This window comes from Blastopirellula marina DSM 3645 (genome assembly GCF_000153105.1).
GTDB classification, from domain to species: Bacteria; Planctomycetota; Planctomycetia; order Pirellulales; family Pirellulaceae; genus Blastopirellula; species Blastopirellula marina.
The window spans coordinates 863,974-881,164 of the sequence record NZ_CH672377.1 but is presented as its reverse complement, the minus strand read 5'-3'; the positions used below and the strand labels follow the sequence as shown (position 1 = coordinate 881,164).

Genomic DNA, 17,191 nt, shown 5'->3' with positions numbered 1-17,191 from the left:
TAATGGCAGAAGCCAAGTTGATGCCCGCCGAAGAAAACATTTTGCGACATAACCCGGCGGCTCACTCGCAAGATATCGATCCGAACGAGACCAAAGAATGGCTCGACTCGCTCGACTACATCATTGAGAGCAAAGGGGGCGAACGGGTTCGCTATCTTCTCTCCGCGCTTGAGAACCGCGCTCACTCGCGTGGTGTCGATTTGCCATTTGCGGCCAACACGCCGTACATCAATACGATTCACGTTAACCAGCAGCCTGCTTACCCAGGCAACCGCGAATTTGAACGCCGCATCAAGAGCGTCATTCGTTGGAACGCCATGGCGATGGTGACTCGCGCCAACCGTGATTTCAGCGGGCTCGGCGGTCACATCTCTAGCTACGCTTCGGCCGCGACGTTGTACGAAGTTGCGTTCAATCACTTCTTCCGTGGTCGCAGCAGCGGCTACGAAGGGGATCAAGTTTACTTCCAGGGGCACGCTTCGCCGGGCATTTATGCCCGCGCCTTTGTCGAAGGTCGCTTGAGCGAAAAGAACCTAGAGAACTTCCGTCGCGAGTTGCAAGAAGAAAAGGGGCTTTCGTCCTATCCGCACCCGTGGTTGATGCCTGACTTCTGGGAATTCCCAACGGTGTCGATGGGCTTGGGCCCGATCTGCTCGATCTACCAGGCTCGCTTCAACCGCTATATGCAAGATCGCGGCATCAAGAAGACCGAGGGAACGCGCGTCTGGGCCTTCTTGGGCGACGGCGAATGCGACGAGCCGGAGACCTTGGGCGCGATCAGCTTGGCCGCTCGCGAAGGGCTGAACAACCTGACCTGGGTGATCAACTGCAATTTGCAGCGGTTGGATGGTCCGGTCCGCGGCAACGGCAAGATCATTCAAGAGCTGGAAGCGGTCTTCCGCGGCGCCGGCTGGAACGTGGTCAAAGTCATCTGGGGAAGCGACTGGGATCCGTTGCTCGAAGCCGATCAATCAGGGCTGCTGGTCAAGCGGATGGAAGAAGTCGTCGACGGCCAGTACCAAAAGTACGTCGTCATGCCGGGCGCCTACATTCGCGAGCACTTCTTCGGCAAGTACCCCGAGCTGCTCGAGCTGGTGAAAAACTACTCCGACGAGCGTCTAGAGAAAATGGTTCGCGGCGGCCACGATCCCGAAAAGGTCTACTCCGCTTACAAAGCGGCGGTCGAATGCACCACGAAACCGACCGTTATCTTGGCCAAAACGGTCAAGGGTTACGGTCTGGGCGAAGCGGGCGAAGGCCGCAACGTCACCCACAACCAGAAGAAGCTGAACGAAAAAGAACTAGCCGAGTTTCGTACCCGTTTCAGCATTCCGATTTCGGACGAAGAGGTGGTGAAAGCCCCGTTCTATCGTCCGCCTGAAGGCAGCGCCGAAATGAAATATCTGGTCAAGCGCCGCGAAGCGCTGGGCGGGTTCATGCCGACGCGACCGACGACTTGCCCGCAGATGGACGTTCCGTCGCTCGACGATTACCAAGAGTTCCTCGGCGATAGCGGCGGCAAAGAGCTGTCGACGACGATGGGCTTTGTGCGTCTGCTCAGCAAGTTGGTCAAAGACAAAAACATCGGCAAGAACATCGTGCCGATCGTCCCCGACGAATCGCGCACCTTCGGTATGGAAGGAATGTTCCGCCAGATCGGCATTTACGCCCACGGCGGCCAATTGTACGAACCGGTCGACTCCGATCAGTTGATGTACTACAAGGAAGCCAAAGACGGTCAGATTCTGGAAGAAGGAATCACCGAAGCCGGCTCGATGTCGTCGTTCATCGCGGCGGGTAACTCGTATTGCCAGCACGGTATCAACATGGTGCCGTTCTTCATCTACTACTCGATGTTCGGTTTCCAACGCGTCGGCGACTTGATTTGGGCTGCGGCCGATACCCGCGCCAAGGGCTTCATGCTCGGCGGCACCGCAGGACGTACGACGCTTAACGGCGAAGGTCTGCAGCATCAAGATGGTCATAGCCACTTGAACGCGATCGCCTTCCCGACGGTTCGCTCGTTCGATCCGGCGTTCGCTTACGAAACGACCGTGTTGATTTTTGACGGCATGAAAAAGATGTACGTCGACGGCGAAACGGCGATCTACTACATCACCGTCGGCAACGAAAACTACCAGATGCCGGCGATGCCCGCAGGCGCCGAAGAAGGCATTGTTCGCGGCATCTACAAGTTCAACTCGCTCGATTCGGCCAAGGGCAAGACTCGCGTGCAGTTGTTCGGCAGCGGGCCGATCTTGCGATGCGTTTTGGACGCTCAGCAGATCTTGGCCGACAAGTACAACATCTCCAGCGACGTCTGGAGCGTCACCAGCTATACCGAGCTGCGTCGCGACGCTCACGCTTGCCAACGTTGGAACATGCTTCACCCGCTAGAAACTCCGCGTAAGTCGTACCTGGAAGAAGTGATGGAAGGGGTCCAAGGCCCGTTCATCGCGTCGAGCGACAACGTGCGAGCGTTACCTGAACAGATTCGCGATTACCTGCCGGGCGCCCTGTTTGCTCTCGGCACCGATGGCATGGGACGCAGCGAAACGCGTGAAGCGCTTCGCCGTCACTTCGAGATCGACTCGGCTTCGGTGGTGATCGCCACTTTGTACCAATTGTTTCGCGAAGGAAAAGTTGACGCCAAGAAGGTCGCTAAAGCGATCAAAGACCTCGACTACAACCCTGAAAAGGTCGATCCCTACTTTGCGTAGGCGACCCTCGCGCACTCCTTATAAATCGATATCGACTCCGCCGGAGCAGCATCATGGCGACAGAAGTTAAATTGCCCGAACTGGGCGATGGCATTGATTCAGGCGACATCCTTTCGGTCTACGTCTCCGAAGGTGACGTCGTCACGAAGAATCAAAATATCCTTGAGCTGGAAACGGACAAAGCGACGGTCGAAATTCCGACCAACGTCGCCGGTAAAGTGACCAAAGTTCACGTGAAGACAGGCGACGCCGTGCCGATCGGCGGCGCGTTGATCTCGGTCGAAGCTTCCGAAGGCGCCGCCAAAGAAGAATCGAAGCCGGCGCCAGCGCCGAAAAAAGAGGCAGAAGCCCCCAAGGCCGAAGCCAAGAAAGCGGAGCCTGCCCCCAAAGCGGAAGCTCCCAAAGCCGAACCGCCGAAACCGGCGCCGGCCGCTGCCAAACCGGCTCCGACCCCCGAACCGGCGGTCACCTACGCAGCGCCCGTTGCTCGCGCTGCGACTTCGTCGGCCGACCTGATTTATCAAGAAGAAGACGACGTTCCGGCGGGTCCGGCGATTCGCCGCTTCGCTCGCGAAGTGGGGGTCGATCTGCGTCGCGTTCGCGGCACCGGCAACAACGGACGCGTGACCCGTGACGATGTGCTCGCGACCGTTCGCGAACTAAGCCAGGGGGGGGCGCCAACGTTAACCGCCGTCGCTCCGGCCAAAGCGGACAAGCCGACGACGACGCCGGCGGTAACCCCGCCAGGCGAGCAAGGCGAAGATGCCTACGGTCCGGTTCGCATCGAAAAGATGGCGAAGATCCGCAAGACGATCGCCAATCAAATGGTGATGTCGTGGACCACCGCTCCGCGGGTCACCAACTTTGATGACGCCGACGTCACCGCGCTCGAAGCGCTGCGGCAGCAGAGCAAAGATGACTATGCCTCGGCCGGCGTCAAACTGACGTCGATGTCGTTCCTGGTCAAAGCGGTCGCGCTGGCGCTGCGGAACAATCCGGCGATCAACGCGTTGATCGACATGGAAAACAACCAGGTCGTTTACAAGGAATACGTCAACGTCGGCATCGCCGTCGATTCGGAACGCGGCTTGGTCGTGCCGAATATTCGTAACGCCGATCGTTTGGCCATTCCAGAAATCGCTCGCGACGTTCAAAAGCTCGCCGCCGATGTTCGCGGCGGAACCTTCAGCATGGACCAGATCCGCGGCGGCACGTTCACCATCAGTAACCTGGGCGCGATCGGCGGAACTTATTCGACTCCGATCATCAACGTCCCGGAAGTCGCGATCTTGCTAGTCGGCCGCTCGCGCAAGTTGCCGGTCGTGGTCAACGACCAGATCGTGCCGCGAATGATGATGCCGCTGAGCCTGTCGTACGACCACCGCCTGGTCGACGGAGCGACGGCCGCTCGCTTTTTGAATGAGATCAAATCTTATCTGGAAGCGCCGAGCCGGTTGTTGCTGGCTCCGTAGTTTGCGGTGGAATTCAAAGCTCCTAAAAAAGCTCGCCCTATTGGGTGAGCTTTTTTTGTGCGCCCTTGGCGCCGGATATCCCGGGAGTTGCGCCGCGATGCTAGCGTTGTCGGCGTGGAATTGCCAGATGAAAGCCGCGCGTTTTAGCGTTTGGGACGCTCATTCGTAACGGGAATTGTCGTTTGTTTTCCATAGACGTCGCCACCGAAATGGGCCATGCTGAACGACGGCAGAATTTCTAGCAGAACCCCTCGCCGTTCAGGAATTGGACCCATGGAATTCATGCGGATTAGCTCCAGGAGCGGCGGAAACTCGCGCAACAATTGACCGACGGATTCGAAAAATCCAGCCAGGGAGTGCTCGATCAGATTCACACTATGGAGTCGCAGCGATTGAAGCTTCTGGAACAAGACGCGCCCGCATGCATCCCACAATTACAGAAAGAGCCAGGCCAATCGATTTTGTCGGATAGATGACGAGAAGATCGACCCGTAACCGCTTGGCTGACCTTGCTGCTATCCTTCTCGACTTTGGCGCCGACAGCCTATTTGTCAATCGGCGTCTGCCGTGTTTGTTCTTCCGCTTTCGTGAGCGGTTTTTCGAGTTCAAACGAATCAGGGATCGGATAACGAACAACCAGATCGACCGCAGAGTCGCCGGGAGATCCGTCTCGTACGCTGCAGTTTCTCTTTTGCAGACGCTTCCGATCAAAAAAAACAGACGCCAAGCGATCGCTTGGCGTCTGTCCACGAATACGACGAGTTACTACACGTTCGCAGCTTTGGGAATCTCGAAGCCTTTGCGGTCCGAGTCTTTCAGGAGTGCGTTGGCTTCTGCGGCGTGATCTCCGGTGTGCCGTTCCGTTTCTGGATCAAACGTTAGCATCGGGCCGACAACGTACTTTTCGCTGTCCTTCACGCCTACGCCGTCCGCCATGATGTCGTGCAGACGACCGAAGTGTTCGGCGGCGTCGGCGTTGTCGCCAAATTTGCCGGTCTTCTTGTTGAACGGCGCTTCTTCGCCCAGACGATACGAGTTGTTCATCAAGTGCCCCAGCACGCAAGCATTGTGGGCGTCTTCGACGTTGCCGTTGGCCATGCTCGGGTCATTGGCGCGAACTGCCGAGATGAAACTGCCCCAGTTGCCGCCGGGCGTGACCTGGCCGTTTTCCACGCTTACTTTCTCTCCCTTGTCGCTTCCCTTGGGATAGTAAACGCCGCGGACGATCCGCCCGCCGTCTTCAAAGTAGTATTCGTTCTCGACTTGATGTTCGTAACCTTTGTAGTTGACGTTGCGAACGTTGAAGAACACATACTGTCCGTTGGGGTATTCGGCCATTGCGAACATGGTGTTCGGCGTTTCGCCTTGATCGTTCCATTGGAAACGGCCTCCCATCGCCATAGTGCGAACGGGATGGGTTTGATCCTTATCGATCGCCCAACGCGCGATGTCCAGTTGATGGGTTCCCTGGTTGTTGAGATCGCCGTTTCCGGTCTTCCAGAACCAATGCCAATTGTAGGGATGATAGTTGGCGTGGAAGTCGGTGATGTCCGCCGGGCCGCGCCACAGGTTCCAATCCAAATTCTCCGGAGGTTGCGAGATCGACTTTTCGCCGATGCCGCCGCGCGGCTTGCAGCAGTATCCGTAAGCGATCTTCAACCTGCCCCACTTGCCGGCCTGAATCGCTTCGTGCAGACCGGCGATCTTGGCGTTACTCCGGTTCTGCGTACCGTGCTGAATCACGACGCCATGTTTCTTTTGGGTTTCGACGGCGACGCGGCCTTCGGCCACATCATGGCTCATCGGCTTTTCGACGTAGACATGCTTGCCGGCTTGGGCCGCCCAGATGGTCATCAGCGAATGCCAATGGTTCGGCGTGGCGATCGAAATCGCGTCGAGATTCGGGTCGTCCAACGCTTCGCGAACGTCACGAAACCCTTTCACTTTGTACTTTCCGCCGACTTTCTCTTGCACGCTTTTTATGGCGCGGGCCAATACTTTTTCATCGGGATCGATCAGACAGGCGATTTCGACATTTTCTTGGCCTGTCCAGCCGCTGATGTGGGCTTTGCCTCGGCCGTTCAAACCGGCTACGGCGATGCGGACGCGATCATTGGCGCCCAAAACGGCGCCGGAAGCGGCGGTCCCCGTAAGAATCAAACCTGTTCCGGCAGCAGTCGATTGAAGAAATGTACGACGATTGAGTGTTGACACGGTAAGCTCCGATGAAAAGTGGGACGGGGGTGATAACTTCGCCCTGCGGAACTAGCGAGTAGATCCCAGGGTGAAATCAACGGTGGTGGGGCCCTGCTCAATGACCGCTTTCAGGGTAGTTCGCGTGTTGTACTTCGCGGGAAGCGTTTCTTTGGTGGGAACTGTGCCCGTTACATCGGGCGAGCCGGACGGTTGCGGCGAGCGAATGAGCACGATTTTTTCGCCAGCGGTTACGTTGGCATTATACTCGCCAGCGGTGATCTCGGCGAATGCCTCAGAGCCTTGGCGAACATCCTCGGGGGAAGTGAATTGAATCGACCCGGACTCGAGGGGGACTCCGTCGACGGTTACGGCGCCAGTGACAGCGTTGGTGGGTTCGAAGCGATCGGAATTATCCGCCTGGGCGCAACCCCAAGCGAAAAGCGAAAGGCTTGCTGTTAATATGCGAAGAATAGCGATCACGATAGGGAAGCCTTTTGAGGAAAGCGACGATTTATGAGATAAAAGAGAGGCCCGACTTTTTCTCCCGAGCCTGTCCGCCGAGTGGTAGCTGACAAACTACAGGCTTAAAAATCACTCAATACGTTTCCGTCGTTTCTCACGGCAAGATTCGCTAGAGTCGTCGTACTAATCGTTTCTGCGATGAAACGCACAGAGCCGTCTACTAACAGGACAAGCACGCCGCCGGGATGTGCCGACGTTAGCGGATGATTCCCACCTACGCTTGTGCAAACGCCATCAGAGCAACTTGTCGAGAAAAATTGATTCTTGCCCGGATTGATCTGGTAGCGAAGCGTCGTGGTGTTACTTGGGCGTCCATTTGAGCCCGACGGCAAGACCGTGGTGTTATCATCGTTTCCAATGACGCCCATAAGAAAGCCATAATTTGCCCCAGGACGATAGTCGGCTCGCACTGGGCTACTAGCAGTACCAGTATAGACATAGTCTCCTACTTCGCCGACCGCCATAGTATTGCTGGTTCCGTCCGTTACGGTGCTGAACGTTTCCTGCGAGTTGTAGTGCAATAAGCCGTTGGTCGCGTGGGTGCCGTAACTGCTGGAAGTGTACTCGGTACCGCCCGTAACTCCGCCAAAACTGCCCACCGCTCCCGCGATCGCCGCATAGTCGGGAGCCATTGTGAAAGGGTTCTCGTTCGCAACTTCTTCCATCGACGAAGAAGCGCAAGAATAGATGCTCAAAGTCGGAGATCCTGCATCAACACCGACAGCACTTTTAATCGACGCAGCGTTGTAATTGATGTCTGTCGTCAATTGTGCTGCATCGAATATGTTGCCCAGTTCCACGAATGGTAGAAGGTAGCCCATCCAAGACGTACCCCATCGGCTCACGGTAGCTGTTCCGAAGGGAGCCAAGTTATTGGATGTTCCCGGAGGAAAACGCCCGAACGTATCGTGGAAGTTATGCAGACCGAGGCCTTGTTGCTTCAAGTTGTTGCTGCATTCCATTCGCCGGGCCGCTTCGCGAGCTTGCTGTACGGCAGGCAACAAGAGAGCAATTAATACGCCGATAATCGCGATGACTACCAGCAATTCGACCAATGTAAATGCTCGATTTCGATTCATAGCTCGGTTCCCAGCTAAAAAGGAAAAATAAGTACTGTTTCAAGTGCGTAGAAATGCAAGCAGAAAAAAACTTTGCTTACCAGCCAGTAGGAAATCGTCGCATTATGGGGGGGCTAAAAAGTATAGAAACCCGTTATTTTCGCCAGGCAGTCATTGTGAGAATCTTCAATAAAAGTTGGGAGTAATGTGCTTCGCCATCTCAGCACATAAATGAGAAAAAGAAGAGCAGATCCTACCACTTGCGCGTCGTTGTCATTCCAGACGATGCGAAAACGGGCGACGCCTGCATTCTCTATTTGGCTCAAAATACCACGAGATATCATGTTCGGCAAGGAATTTCTGGAGATTGCCGTAGAGCCAATTTCTCCTTCGTGTATTTGATAGGGAGAGGACCTAGAAATAGGAGAGAACTTCTCGGCGGCGTGCGAATGACTGTTGGCGAAGATCTCATCATACAGACAGCATCAAGGCTAATAATTCGCCGATAGCCGTATAGGGGACAAATTGCCGGACGCCTTATTTCGCCTGCTTCAATCCGTTCTACTGCGCCAGCGACAACGGCCAAATCAGCGGGATCAGCATCGCCGGCGTCTTGGTCCGTCGGTAGATAGCGACGACGATTGGCGCGTCGACCGCACATGAATTGCTGCCGAGAGATGGTGACAACGGCTCGGCGGCGATTTTCATGACTCTAGGCGAATGTTATTTAGGATCGCATGCGGTGAAGATTTGTAAGTAATCCGATTCTGGATTCGCTTGCGATTGGACTTCCACTTGGTGATAGAACTGGCGCAGATAATCCAACAATTCCGGGCCGCTCCAAAGATGGCCGTTCGTTTGGCTTTCGTTGTAGTGATTGGACATATGGTGAATCTCACCGGTGATCATCTTGATCTTTTTGTAGTCGGATGCATCCAGGCTGAACAAGATCTTGAATTCTGATCCTTCGCAATCGACTTTGAGGATGTCGACCTGTTCTAGCGGCGCTAGAATTTCTTTGGCGGCCAAGGTGGGAATTCCGTTCTCACAGGATCCCTGCGATGTCGCCGCATCCGCAATGCAATTTCCGCCGGTATTGGCCCGTTTCTTACGAGGCGCATTCGCGTCCAAGTCGTCAAATGTTTTGTTGGGAACAACCTGATCGCTACGATCGCCGACGGCGACATTGAAGACTTGGATTTGGTTCTGTACTTCGTTGAGCAGCATATTCGTCTGAATCATCCGCACGTTGTCGGAGATGTATTCGTAGACCTGCACTTTGGCTTGGGGCAAGAGCGATGCGGCGATGACGCTAAAACCGCCGATGTGCCCGCCGATATCGACAATTGTCGCTTCACGACCTGCGAGCGACTGACTGATTGCCTCCAGACGATATTCGCGAAAGATACCGGAGAAAATGCCTTCATCCATCGCTCCATATCGGAAAGCTCCGCTCACTTTTTTCCCGCAGTATTGGTAGTCTTTGACATAGTATCGACACGACTTTTCTCCCCTGCGTGATCCGTTGGAAGAGTCGGTGCGAAAGCCTGTGTAAATTTGACGTAGCGCTTTGATCACGAATAGGAGCTCCCAAGGATATTCTGAGCGAGGCGCCGGGAAACGCGTCGTGGTTCCGACGATGGGGGAATATTAACGAGAAATGCAATCCCCAGGCTATAGCAACAGGAAAACGCCCGTGGGAAACCTCGGTTCGCTGCTAGCACCATGCCGCGAATCAACGTGAAGCAAGATCGCTAACGCTACGCCTATTCGACCAAAGTCAGTGGCCAGACCAGCGGAATCAGCACCAGCGCGGTGGTCGCCACGATCAACGCCAGCGGGATGCCGGCCACCAGGTAATCGCGTGGTTTATAACCGCCGGGGCCCATCACCATCAAATTGGTTTGATAGCCAATCGGCGTTAAGAACGAGAGTGACGCCGCCAATGCGATCGCCATGATGAAGGGGCGCGGATTCAGGTTTCCTTCGATCGCCACTGCGATTGCGATCGGCAATAGCAGCGCGGCGACGGCGGCGTTGGTGATCATTTCGGTAAAAATCAGCGCCAGCAGATAGATCACGATTAGCAACAAGTAGGGACGGGGGCCGACGATTTGCACGAGCATCTCGGCGATCATTTCGGCGGCGCCGCTTTGCCAGAGGGCGCTGCCCAGTCCCAGCGCAGCGGCGATGGTGACGACGACCTGTAAGTCGATCGCGGCTCGAGCGTCTGATGATTTGACGCATTGCAGCAAGACCATCAGCGCCGCGATCGAGAGTGCCGCGATGGCCGGGTCGGCTAAGCCGCCTTCGCCAAACAAAGAAGCAAGCGTCATCCACAAAATCAGTACGCTCATCAAGCCGGCCGCTAGCAACGCGCGATCATGACGGCGCGGTTCGGCGCCTTCGACGCTGCTGACCAAATAAAAGTCGCGGCTGTTGCGATGTTGGGCGATAAAGTCGCCGCGGGTTTGCAGCAATAGGGTATCGCCTGGCTCTAGTTCAATGTTGCCGATCTTGTTGGTCAAACGCATGCCGTTGCGATGTACGGCGATGACCGCTGCGTTGTACAACGCGCGGAAGTTCGCCTGACGAACAGTACTGCCGATCAGCGGCGAGGTGCGCGACAAGACGACTTCAGTCATATGGCGCTGCTGACGGGAAGAGGGGTTGAACTCATACGTTTGATCGGCGGCCGGCACCAGCCCCGGAATCTTCTCGAGATCGACGATCGTCGAAACTACTCCGGTAAAGACCAAGCGATCGCCGCTGCGAATTTGATCGCCGGGCGCGACCGGCGTCAGGATGTCGCCGTTTCGATCAATTTCGATCAGATACAGCCCGTGCAGATTGCGCAGGCCTGCTTCTTCCACCGTTTTGTTCACCAGGCGACACTCTGGCAAGACCTGCATCTCCACCAGGTACTCGCGCCGTTGATCTCCGAGCTGTTCGATCAAGTCCGGCGAGCCCGGCAGCAACTTCTGACCGACGAACATCAAAAAGAGAGTGCCGGTGATCGCGCAAGGCAGCCCGACCATGCCGATCTCGAAGAAGCCCATCGGTGCGACATGCGGCAGCGCTGTTTGTCGCGCCGTGATCGCCGCCGAGTTGAGCGGGGTTTCCATTTGCAGTTGTTCGACTTCGGCTTGCATCGCCGAATAGCTCAGTCGCAGCTGATCGTTGACGACCAATGTCGTGCTGGTGCCGATCAGCGTGCAGACGCCTCCCAGGATGGTCAGATAGCTGAGCGGCAATAGAAGTTTTGACGGCGAAAGGTTGCGCTGGCGACACCAATCAATCAGGACCGGCATCATCATCGCGACCAGCGCCGTGTTCAGGATGAACGCGCTGCTAGCGACAATCGGTCCGGCGATGCGACGCAGCGCCGTGCCTTCGGACTTCACATCTCCCAACAGTGCATTGCCGATCCAGTCGAGCACGCCGGTGCTGCGCAGTCCGGCCGCAACAACCAATAGCGCGCTGATCGCCAAGACGGCGCGACTGGCGAAGCCGGAGATCGCGACGGCCGGGGAGAGGACGCCGGTCAGGACCAAGAATACCAGCGCCAACAAAAACAGCAGGTCAATCGGGATGCGACGCGTCACCTGCAGCGTGATAAATACGCTGACCGTTGTCGCGATCGCGAGCCAAGGATGCAGAAATTCAGGAACCATTCAATCAATGTTGGCGACAGGGCAGGGCGAACAGCTGGGGAAGTGATGATTCTGAGGCTTCCGCCGCCGCTTGGGAATGCGGTACCGCCGAGATGTCGCGACTGCTTGCGGAATCGAGTCATTGTAAACAGCATATCAAGAGGGGTCGCCTTCATATCTCGCATAACCTGCATCTCTCCTAGTATTCCCGGTTTGCCTGACGTGTCACGTCGTAATTCGCCGATACGACATCTGTCACGCCGAATACGGGCCGCCGCGAAAGGATCTTCGCGGGCCCTCTCAAAAATACAATCAACCAATGCCCCCCGCTGGAGACAACGGATGTCGTTCTTGGGCCTACGCTCGCTATACGTCCTGCTAGTTTGCATCCCCACCCTTAGTTTTGCAGACGGTTTGCCCGGACCTTGCGATTTCGCCTCGTTTGAGGCGAGCGACTCGGATCTATCTTCTGTCGCGACTCCGATTGCGGATTACGCCAAAACCGACTGGGTGAACAAAGCGATTCGCGATTGTCTGGAACCTAATCGCACGAAACCCTCTGGTGAAAGTCGCTTTTCTATTAACGTGGCGAAAGATCTCCGCGGCCGAAATCGTACGGAAGTCGTGCAGTACGAGCTCCAGCTCGCTTGGGAAAAGGTGAGCGAGCTCTTTTGGGAGAGCCCCGAACATCCGGCCGATTTTCGCTTGGCTCAGTTCGACTTGCGGATGAAGAGCCTGATCTCTCGTTCGCTGGCCGGTTGGTTGCCGGTTTCTGCCTCGGCGTCGGTCGCCGCATCGGAAATGGTTACAGAGAAAGAGCTTGCAGCGGTTGAAGCATTCATTTTGGACGAAGAGTACGCCCAGATTGTCGCCGCTCGACCGCTCGTCGAAGCCCAGTTGCTTGTCGAAGCTCAATTGCAAGACGATTGCCCGCCGATGCCTCCGGTCGTCGAGCACTTTGCGTCGGAGAATGAGAGCAGCGATTCCGACATGATCGAACCCGGCATGATCGACGAGGTCGTGAGCCTGCTGCAGGATGAGGAGTCCCCGCTGACTGACGAAGAGATCGCCTATCTCCATTCGGGCCCATCCGACTTCGTCAACTCGCTCGATCCGTACGGTTATTCGGAATACAACGAGTACTTGGAGGAAGAAGAAGTGACCGAGGCTCCTCAGCCAGGGCAGGGGGCGGCCTGGACGGTCACCATTGCGGCGCAAATCTTCGCATGGTCGCGTAGCACGCAAGAGGGGATTCGTTGGATAGGGAATTTGGATCTTACCGAAGGGCTGGAAGCTGCCCGGCATGCTCATCAGGAGCGAGAGATCCGCAGCTATCGGACTGCCGAGCGACAAGTTCTCGAACGCTGGGATGCCGTCATTGATGGGTTTGACATACTTCGCTAGAAGGGTTCCGGGTTCGATGAAGACCGGCACTTTGGGCGGCGGCGCTTGAGTGTGCCGGTTTTCCGGAAATGTTAATCCAGCTAAACTTGCGACAATCGGTAGAATTTTGTAGCGTCTATTTCAGGCGGGAAATAGAATACAAGTTCAGTTGCGGAATGCAATTCTGCGCCTTCTGTTATCCGCATCTGCTAAAACAGTGGGTATTCGCTGGAACAGGGAATCCCCCTCCTCGACACATCCTTTCGACGGTTTTGGAGTCTGAATATGCCCAAAGGTGAGCGCATGACACGATGCCTCTTCGCATCGCTCGCAATCTTGTTGGGTTCAAGCGTCGCTGGCCAAGTAATGGCCGAAGAAGCGAAGCTTGCCACCTACGAAGCGACAGGCGGACAAACCTACTTTGCGATGAGTATTTCTCCCGGTGAGAAGCTCAAAGCCGTGCCGGGCGAAGTGGTGGTGATCGTCGATACTTCGGCGAGTCAAACCGGCATCTATCGCGAAGACTCTCTCAATACGCTGAAAGCGTTATTGGCGTCACTTTCGCCGCAAACGCGCGTCAAAGTGATGGGAGGCGATCTGCATGCGGTCGCGATGAACGATGGTTTCGTCGCTCCGACCGGTCCAGAAGCCGACGCAGCACTGGCGAAGTTGGCCAAGCGAGCCCCCCTTGGTTCGACCGATTTGCCGACGATGTTGAGCGAAGCGGCGTCGCAATTCCAAAACGGACTCGATACTCCCCGCTCGATCGTTTACTTGGGTGACGGCGCCAGCCGCGCTCGCTCGTTGGAAGACGCCGAACTGAAAAATCTGGTCGGCGCTCTGACGAAGGCGCGTGCGTCGGTCGATGCGTTCGCCATCGGTCCAGAACGTGACATTCAACTGCTGGCCGTCTTGGCCAATCAGACCGGCGGCGTCGTGATTGCCGACAGCAACGAAGCAGCGTCGGCTGACGCCGGCGCTTTGATCGCTGCCGCCGCCGAGACGCCTGTGATTTGGCCGACCGACGTGAAATTTTCCAGCAACGTCTCGGTTGTCTATCCGAAACAAACTCCGCCGCTGCGTGGAGATCGCGACACGATTGTGGTTGGCGAACTTGCAGATGCAGGCGAAGTGACCGTCCAGTTGACCGGCATGTCCAATGGCAAGACGATCCCACTCAATTTCGCCGCCAAGCCGGAACCATCGGACGATCAAGCCTATCTGCCGCAGTTGATGGAACTGGCCAAAAAAGATGGCGGCATGAGCCTGCCGACGGTCGGTTCGGTCGGTCTGCGTGAGACGGCTCGCGTGATGCTGGCTTCGGCCAATTCCTTCTCGAAAATGAGCGGACAAGCGCTTGCGACCGGTGATGCGGTGGGCGCCCAGCGCCTGGCCGACGCCGCGCTGCAGCGTGACCCGAACAATCCGCAAGCGACGCTGGTGAGAAAAGCCGCGCTATCGCAGATTGGTGATGATGACTCGCTGCGAATGGTCAATGCCCAAGCTCAGCCGGGCGCCGACTTGGACGCGGACGAAGGTAACTTCCTGAGCGAAGTGCAACGTCAGCAAATCCGCCAAGCGGAAGTGATCAAGATCGAAGTCGAAAACGCGTTGGCCAATGCCCGCGAGCAAATGGGCGTTCAGCCCGCCATGGTGAAAGACTCGCTGAAGCTGCTGTTGGAGAGCGTGGATCGCGCTCCCGAACTGCAAGCCGACATCCGACGTGGTCTGCGTAACAAGATCGTCAGCGCCATTCAGATGGCGGATCGACGTGCGGTTCAGGTCGAATCCGAACGTCTAGAACGTGACGAGAACGCCGCGATCGCCGCCGAACGCATTCGCATTACTGAAACGTTGCTTCGCGACGAAGAGCGTGTGCGAAGCATCATGGAAATGTTTAACGCGCTGATGGACGAGCACAAATATGTCGAAGCTGAAGAAGCGGCTTATGCGGCTCGCGAGATTGATCCGTTGAACTTGGCCACGCATGGCGCCGTTTACAACGCCGAGCTGGTTGGCAATTTCTACAACATCGAACGAATTCGTGAACGTCGCTACAAGGGCGTGATCGATACGCTGTGGCTGGTGGAGCAGTCCCATGTTCCGTTTCCGGACGAACCGCCGATCGTTTACGCCGATCGCGAATTCTGGGAAGACATCACCCGCCGTCGTAAGAAATACTCGTCAGTCGACTTGGCGACCACGGGCGACGCCGAAAAGAAGATCTTTGAGCAACTCAACGAGCAGACCAAGATCGCTTTTATCGACACGCCGCTGGTCGAAGTCGTCGAATACCTGAAGACGCTGCACGGCATCGAAATTCAATTGAACAATCGCGCACTGGAAGACGTGGGGCTTTCACCGGACGTGCCGGTTACGCGTAATCTGGAAGGTATCAGCCTGCGTTCAGCGCTTCGCTTGCTGCTGAAGGAGTTGGAACTGACCTATGTGGTCGCCAACGAAGTGTTGGAAATTACGACTCCGGAAGATGCTGAATCGGAACTAGTGACCAAGGTTTACCCGGTCGCTGACTTGGTGATGCCGATTCCCTCTGGCGGTAGCGGCTTTGGTTCTGGCGCCCAAGGCGGTAGCAGCGGCAACTTTGGCGGCGGTGGCGGCCAAGGCGGCGGCGGCTTTGGAGGCGGTGGTGGCGGTCAAGGCGGCGGTGGCGGTGGTTTCTTTGCCGTCGATGATGAGAAGGCGGTTTTGAAGCTAGGGCCAACCGTGGAAGCGGAAGCGGAAGTGAAGACTTCGGTGGAAGCGGCCAAGATCGAAGCGGCTCCGGCAATCGAAGCGAAACCAGAACTAAAGTTAGAAGTTCGTGAAGGCGAGACCCGTAGCGCTGCTTGGGATCGGTTGCTCGAATCGGGCGCCGACGTTCCTTCTTCGGAAGTTCGTAGCGAAATTCGTCGCATGATGAACTCGCAGCAATACGACGAAGTGACCGCGTTGATTCAATCGTTTCTGCGTCATGGCCAGCCGCAACCTTGGATGTACGAGGCGTTGGGTATGGCGATGCAGTTAAATCACGCACCGAAAGAAGAGATCGAGCGAAGCTTGATGTCGGCGATCGATTTCACTTCGGGCCCAGAGCACATGCTGTATGTGGCGATCTACATGACCCGCGTCGGGCTCGATGAGCGAGCACTCAAGCTGTTTCAGGAAGTCGCCAAGATCGAACCGCTTCGTCCTGAGCCGTACGCATTGGGCCTTGCAGCCGCCAAACGCCTGGATGATTTTGACGGCGTCCGTTGGGCGTGCGTCGGCGCTTTGAAGCAAGCCTGGCCGACGGAAAGCGTGAAGATCAAAACCGAAGCGTTTCTCTCCGCCAAAGCGGCTTTAGGCCGATTGCAAAAAGAGGGCCGGCTCGATGAAGCGAAAGAGTTCAGCCAGGAACTGAATGAAGCGTTGATTCGCGATTGCATTGTGAACGTCTCTTGGACCGGCGACGCTGATCTCGACATTGCCGTAGAAGAGCCGACCGGAACCGTTTGCTCACTTCGCAACCCTCGCTCGGTTGGCGGCGGCGTTCTGCTGGGTGATGCGGCTTCTTCCTTAAATCAACAAGATGACCAAGGTTTTTCCGAGACTTATGTTTGCCCCGTCGGTTTCCCCGGCGACTACAAGTTGCTCATTCGTCGCATCTGGGGTGAAGTGACCGCCGGCAAAGTGACGGTCGACGTTTACACCTCGTACGGCGCCAAGCAGCAGAAGCACTTGCGTCAGCAAATTCCGCTGGGCGATACCGCTGCGATGGTGAATTTCACCTTGAAAGAAGGACGTCGCACGGACAGCCTGGAAGAGAATCAAGTGCAAGTCGCCGCCAAGGCGCATGCCGAAATGGGGAGAGCCGTGTTAGCCCAAGCGCTGGATAGCTATTCCGATTCGTACAGCAGCGAAGCGTATGCAACGGATCGGCAAGAAGTGGCCAACACGCGTCCGTTTATTCGCAATCGCAGCAGCGTCGGTTTTCGACCGCAGATTACGGTTCTGCCCGAAGGCGTGCAGTTTACATCGTTTGCGGTGATTTCGGCCGATCGGCGATACGTTCGCTTCACCGGCTTCCCGAGCTTCACGCAAATCGGCAACGTCACGACGTTCAATATCGGTTCGGGCGATTTCAATACGATTGAATCCGGAACCGGCGGCGGCGACAACGACGATGATGATGACAACTAGTAGGCGTT

General features: G+C 56.3%; 11 protein-coding genes. 4 read left to right on the top strand and 7 right to left on the bottom strand.

Annotation, left to right across the window (positions count from 1 at the left end; translation table 11 throughout):
• Positions 1-2 precede the first annotated feature (2 nt).
• Positions 3-2,720 (top strand): pyruvate dehydrogenase (acetyl-transferring), homodimeric type, encoded by a 2,718-nt coding sequence (aceE, locus tag DSM3645_RS22590; protein WP_002654922.1) that lies wholly within the window; start codon positions 3-5, stop codon positions 2,718-2,720.
• 53 nt (positions 2,721-2,773) lie between these two features.
• Positions 2,774-4,192, top strand: a complete 1,419-nt coding sequence (locus DSM3645_RS22585; protein ID WP_002654921.1) for a 2-oxo acid dehydrogenase subunit E2 — start codon at positions 2,774-2,776, stop codon at positions 4,190-4,192.
• A gap of 544 nt (positions 4,193-4,736) precedes the next feature.
• Here the strand turns inward: DSM3645_RS22585 and DSM3645_RS31495 are convergent.
• From DSM3645_RS31495 to DSM3645_RS22550, 7 genes are all read right to left on the bottom strand, one after another.
• Positions 4,737-4,919, bottom strand: coding sequence for a hypothetical protein (locus DSM3645_RS31495; protein WP_002654919.1), 183 nt, complete (start codon positions 4,917-4,919; stop codon positions 4,737-4,739).
• A gap of 38 nt (positions 4,920-4,957) precedes the next feature.
• Complete coding sequence (locus DSM3645_RS22570; RefSeq protein WP_040352940.1) at positions 4,958-6,406, bottom strand: Gfo/Idh/MocA family protein; 1,449 nt, start codon at positions 6,404-6,406, stop codon at positions 4,958-4,960.
• Between the two features lie 51 nt (positions 6,407-6,457).
• Positions 6,458-6,868: a hypothetical protein gene (locus tag DSM3645_RS22565; protein ID WP_002654917.1), complete on the bottom strand. Its 411-nt coding sequence runs from the start codon at positions 6,866-6,868 to the stop codon at positions 6,458-6,460.
• 104 nt (positions 6,869-6,972) lie between these two features.
• Complete coding sequence (locus DSM3645_RS22560; RefSeq protein WP_002654916.1) at positions 6,973-7,989, bottom strand: DUF1559 family PulG-like putative transporter; 1,017 nt, start codon at positions 7,987-7,989, stop codon at positions 6,973-6,975.
• A 540-nt stretch (positions 7,990-8,529) separates the two neighbouring features.
• Positions 8,530-8,676: a hypothetical protein gene (locus DSM3645_RS30545; protein ID WP_002654915.1), complete on the bottom strand. Its 147-nt coding sequence runs from the start codon at positions 8,674-8,676 to the stop codon at positions 8,530-8,532.
• Between the two features lie 15 nt (positions 8,677-8,691).
• Positions 8,692-9,546: an FkbM family methyltransferase gene (locus tag DSM3645_RS22555; RefSeq protein ID WP_002654914.1), complete on the bottom strand. Its 855-nt coding sequence runs from the start codon at positions 9,544-9,546 to the stop codon at positions 8,692-8,694.
• A 188-nt stretch (positions 9,547-9,734) separates the two neighbouring features.
• Positions 9,735-11,642: an SLC13 family permease gene (locus DSM3645_RS22550; RefSeq protein ID WP_002654913.1), complete on the bottom strand. Its 1,908-nt coding sequence runs from the start codon at positions 11,640-11,642 to the stop codon at positions 9,735-9,737.
• Between the two features lie 603 nt (positions 11,643-12,245).
• Between DSM3645_RS22550 and DSM3645_RS22545 the strand changes: the two genes are divergently transcribed.
• Both DSM3645_RS22545 and DSM3645_RS30720 read left to right on the top strand, forming a co-directional pair.
• Complete coding sequence (locus DSM3645_RS22545; protein WP_131282798.1) at positions 12,246-13,025, top strand: hypothetical protein; 780 nt, start codon at positions 12,246-12,248, stop codon at positions 13,023-13,025.
• Positions 13,026-13,307: 282 nt separating this feature from the next.
• Complete coding sequence (locus DSM3645_RS30720; protein ID WP_161603405.1) at positions 13,308-17,183, top strand: hypothetical protein; 3,876 nt, start codon at positions 13,308-13,310, stop codon at positions 17,181-17,183.
• Positions 17,184-17,191: the final 8 nt, after the last annotated feature.

What these genes read in the sequence shown, in the direction of transcription:
- DSM3645_RS30545 (WP_002654915.1), bottom strand. Translation starts at nt 8,676, where the DNA reads ATGAAAATCGCCGCCGAGCCGTTGTCACCATCTCTCGGCAGCAATTCA.
- DSM3645_RS22560 (WP_002654916.1), bottom strand. Translation starts at nt 7,989, where the DNA reads ATGAATCGAAATCGAGCATTTACATTGGTCGAATTGCTGGTAGTCATC.
- DSM3645_RS30720 (WP_161603405.1), top strand. Translation starts at nt 13,308, where the DNA reads ATGACACGATGCCTCTTCGCATCGCTCGCAATCTTGTTGGGTTCAAGC.
- DSM3645_RS22585 (WP_002654921.1), top strand. Translation starts at nt 2,774, where the DNA reads ATGGCGACAGAAGTTAAATTGCCCGAACTGGGCGATGGCATTGATTCA.
- aceE (WP_002654922.1), top strand. Translation starts at nt 3, where the DNA reads ATGGCAGAAGCCAAGTTGATGCCCGCCGAAGAAAACATTTTGCGACAT.
- DSM3645_RS22550 (WP_002654913.1), bottom strand. Translation starts at nt 11,642, where the DNA reads ATGGTTCCTGAATTTCTGCATCCTTGGCTCGCGATCGCGACAACGGTC.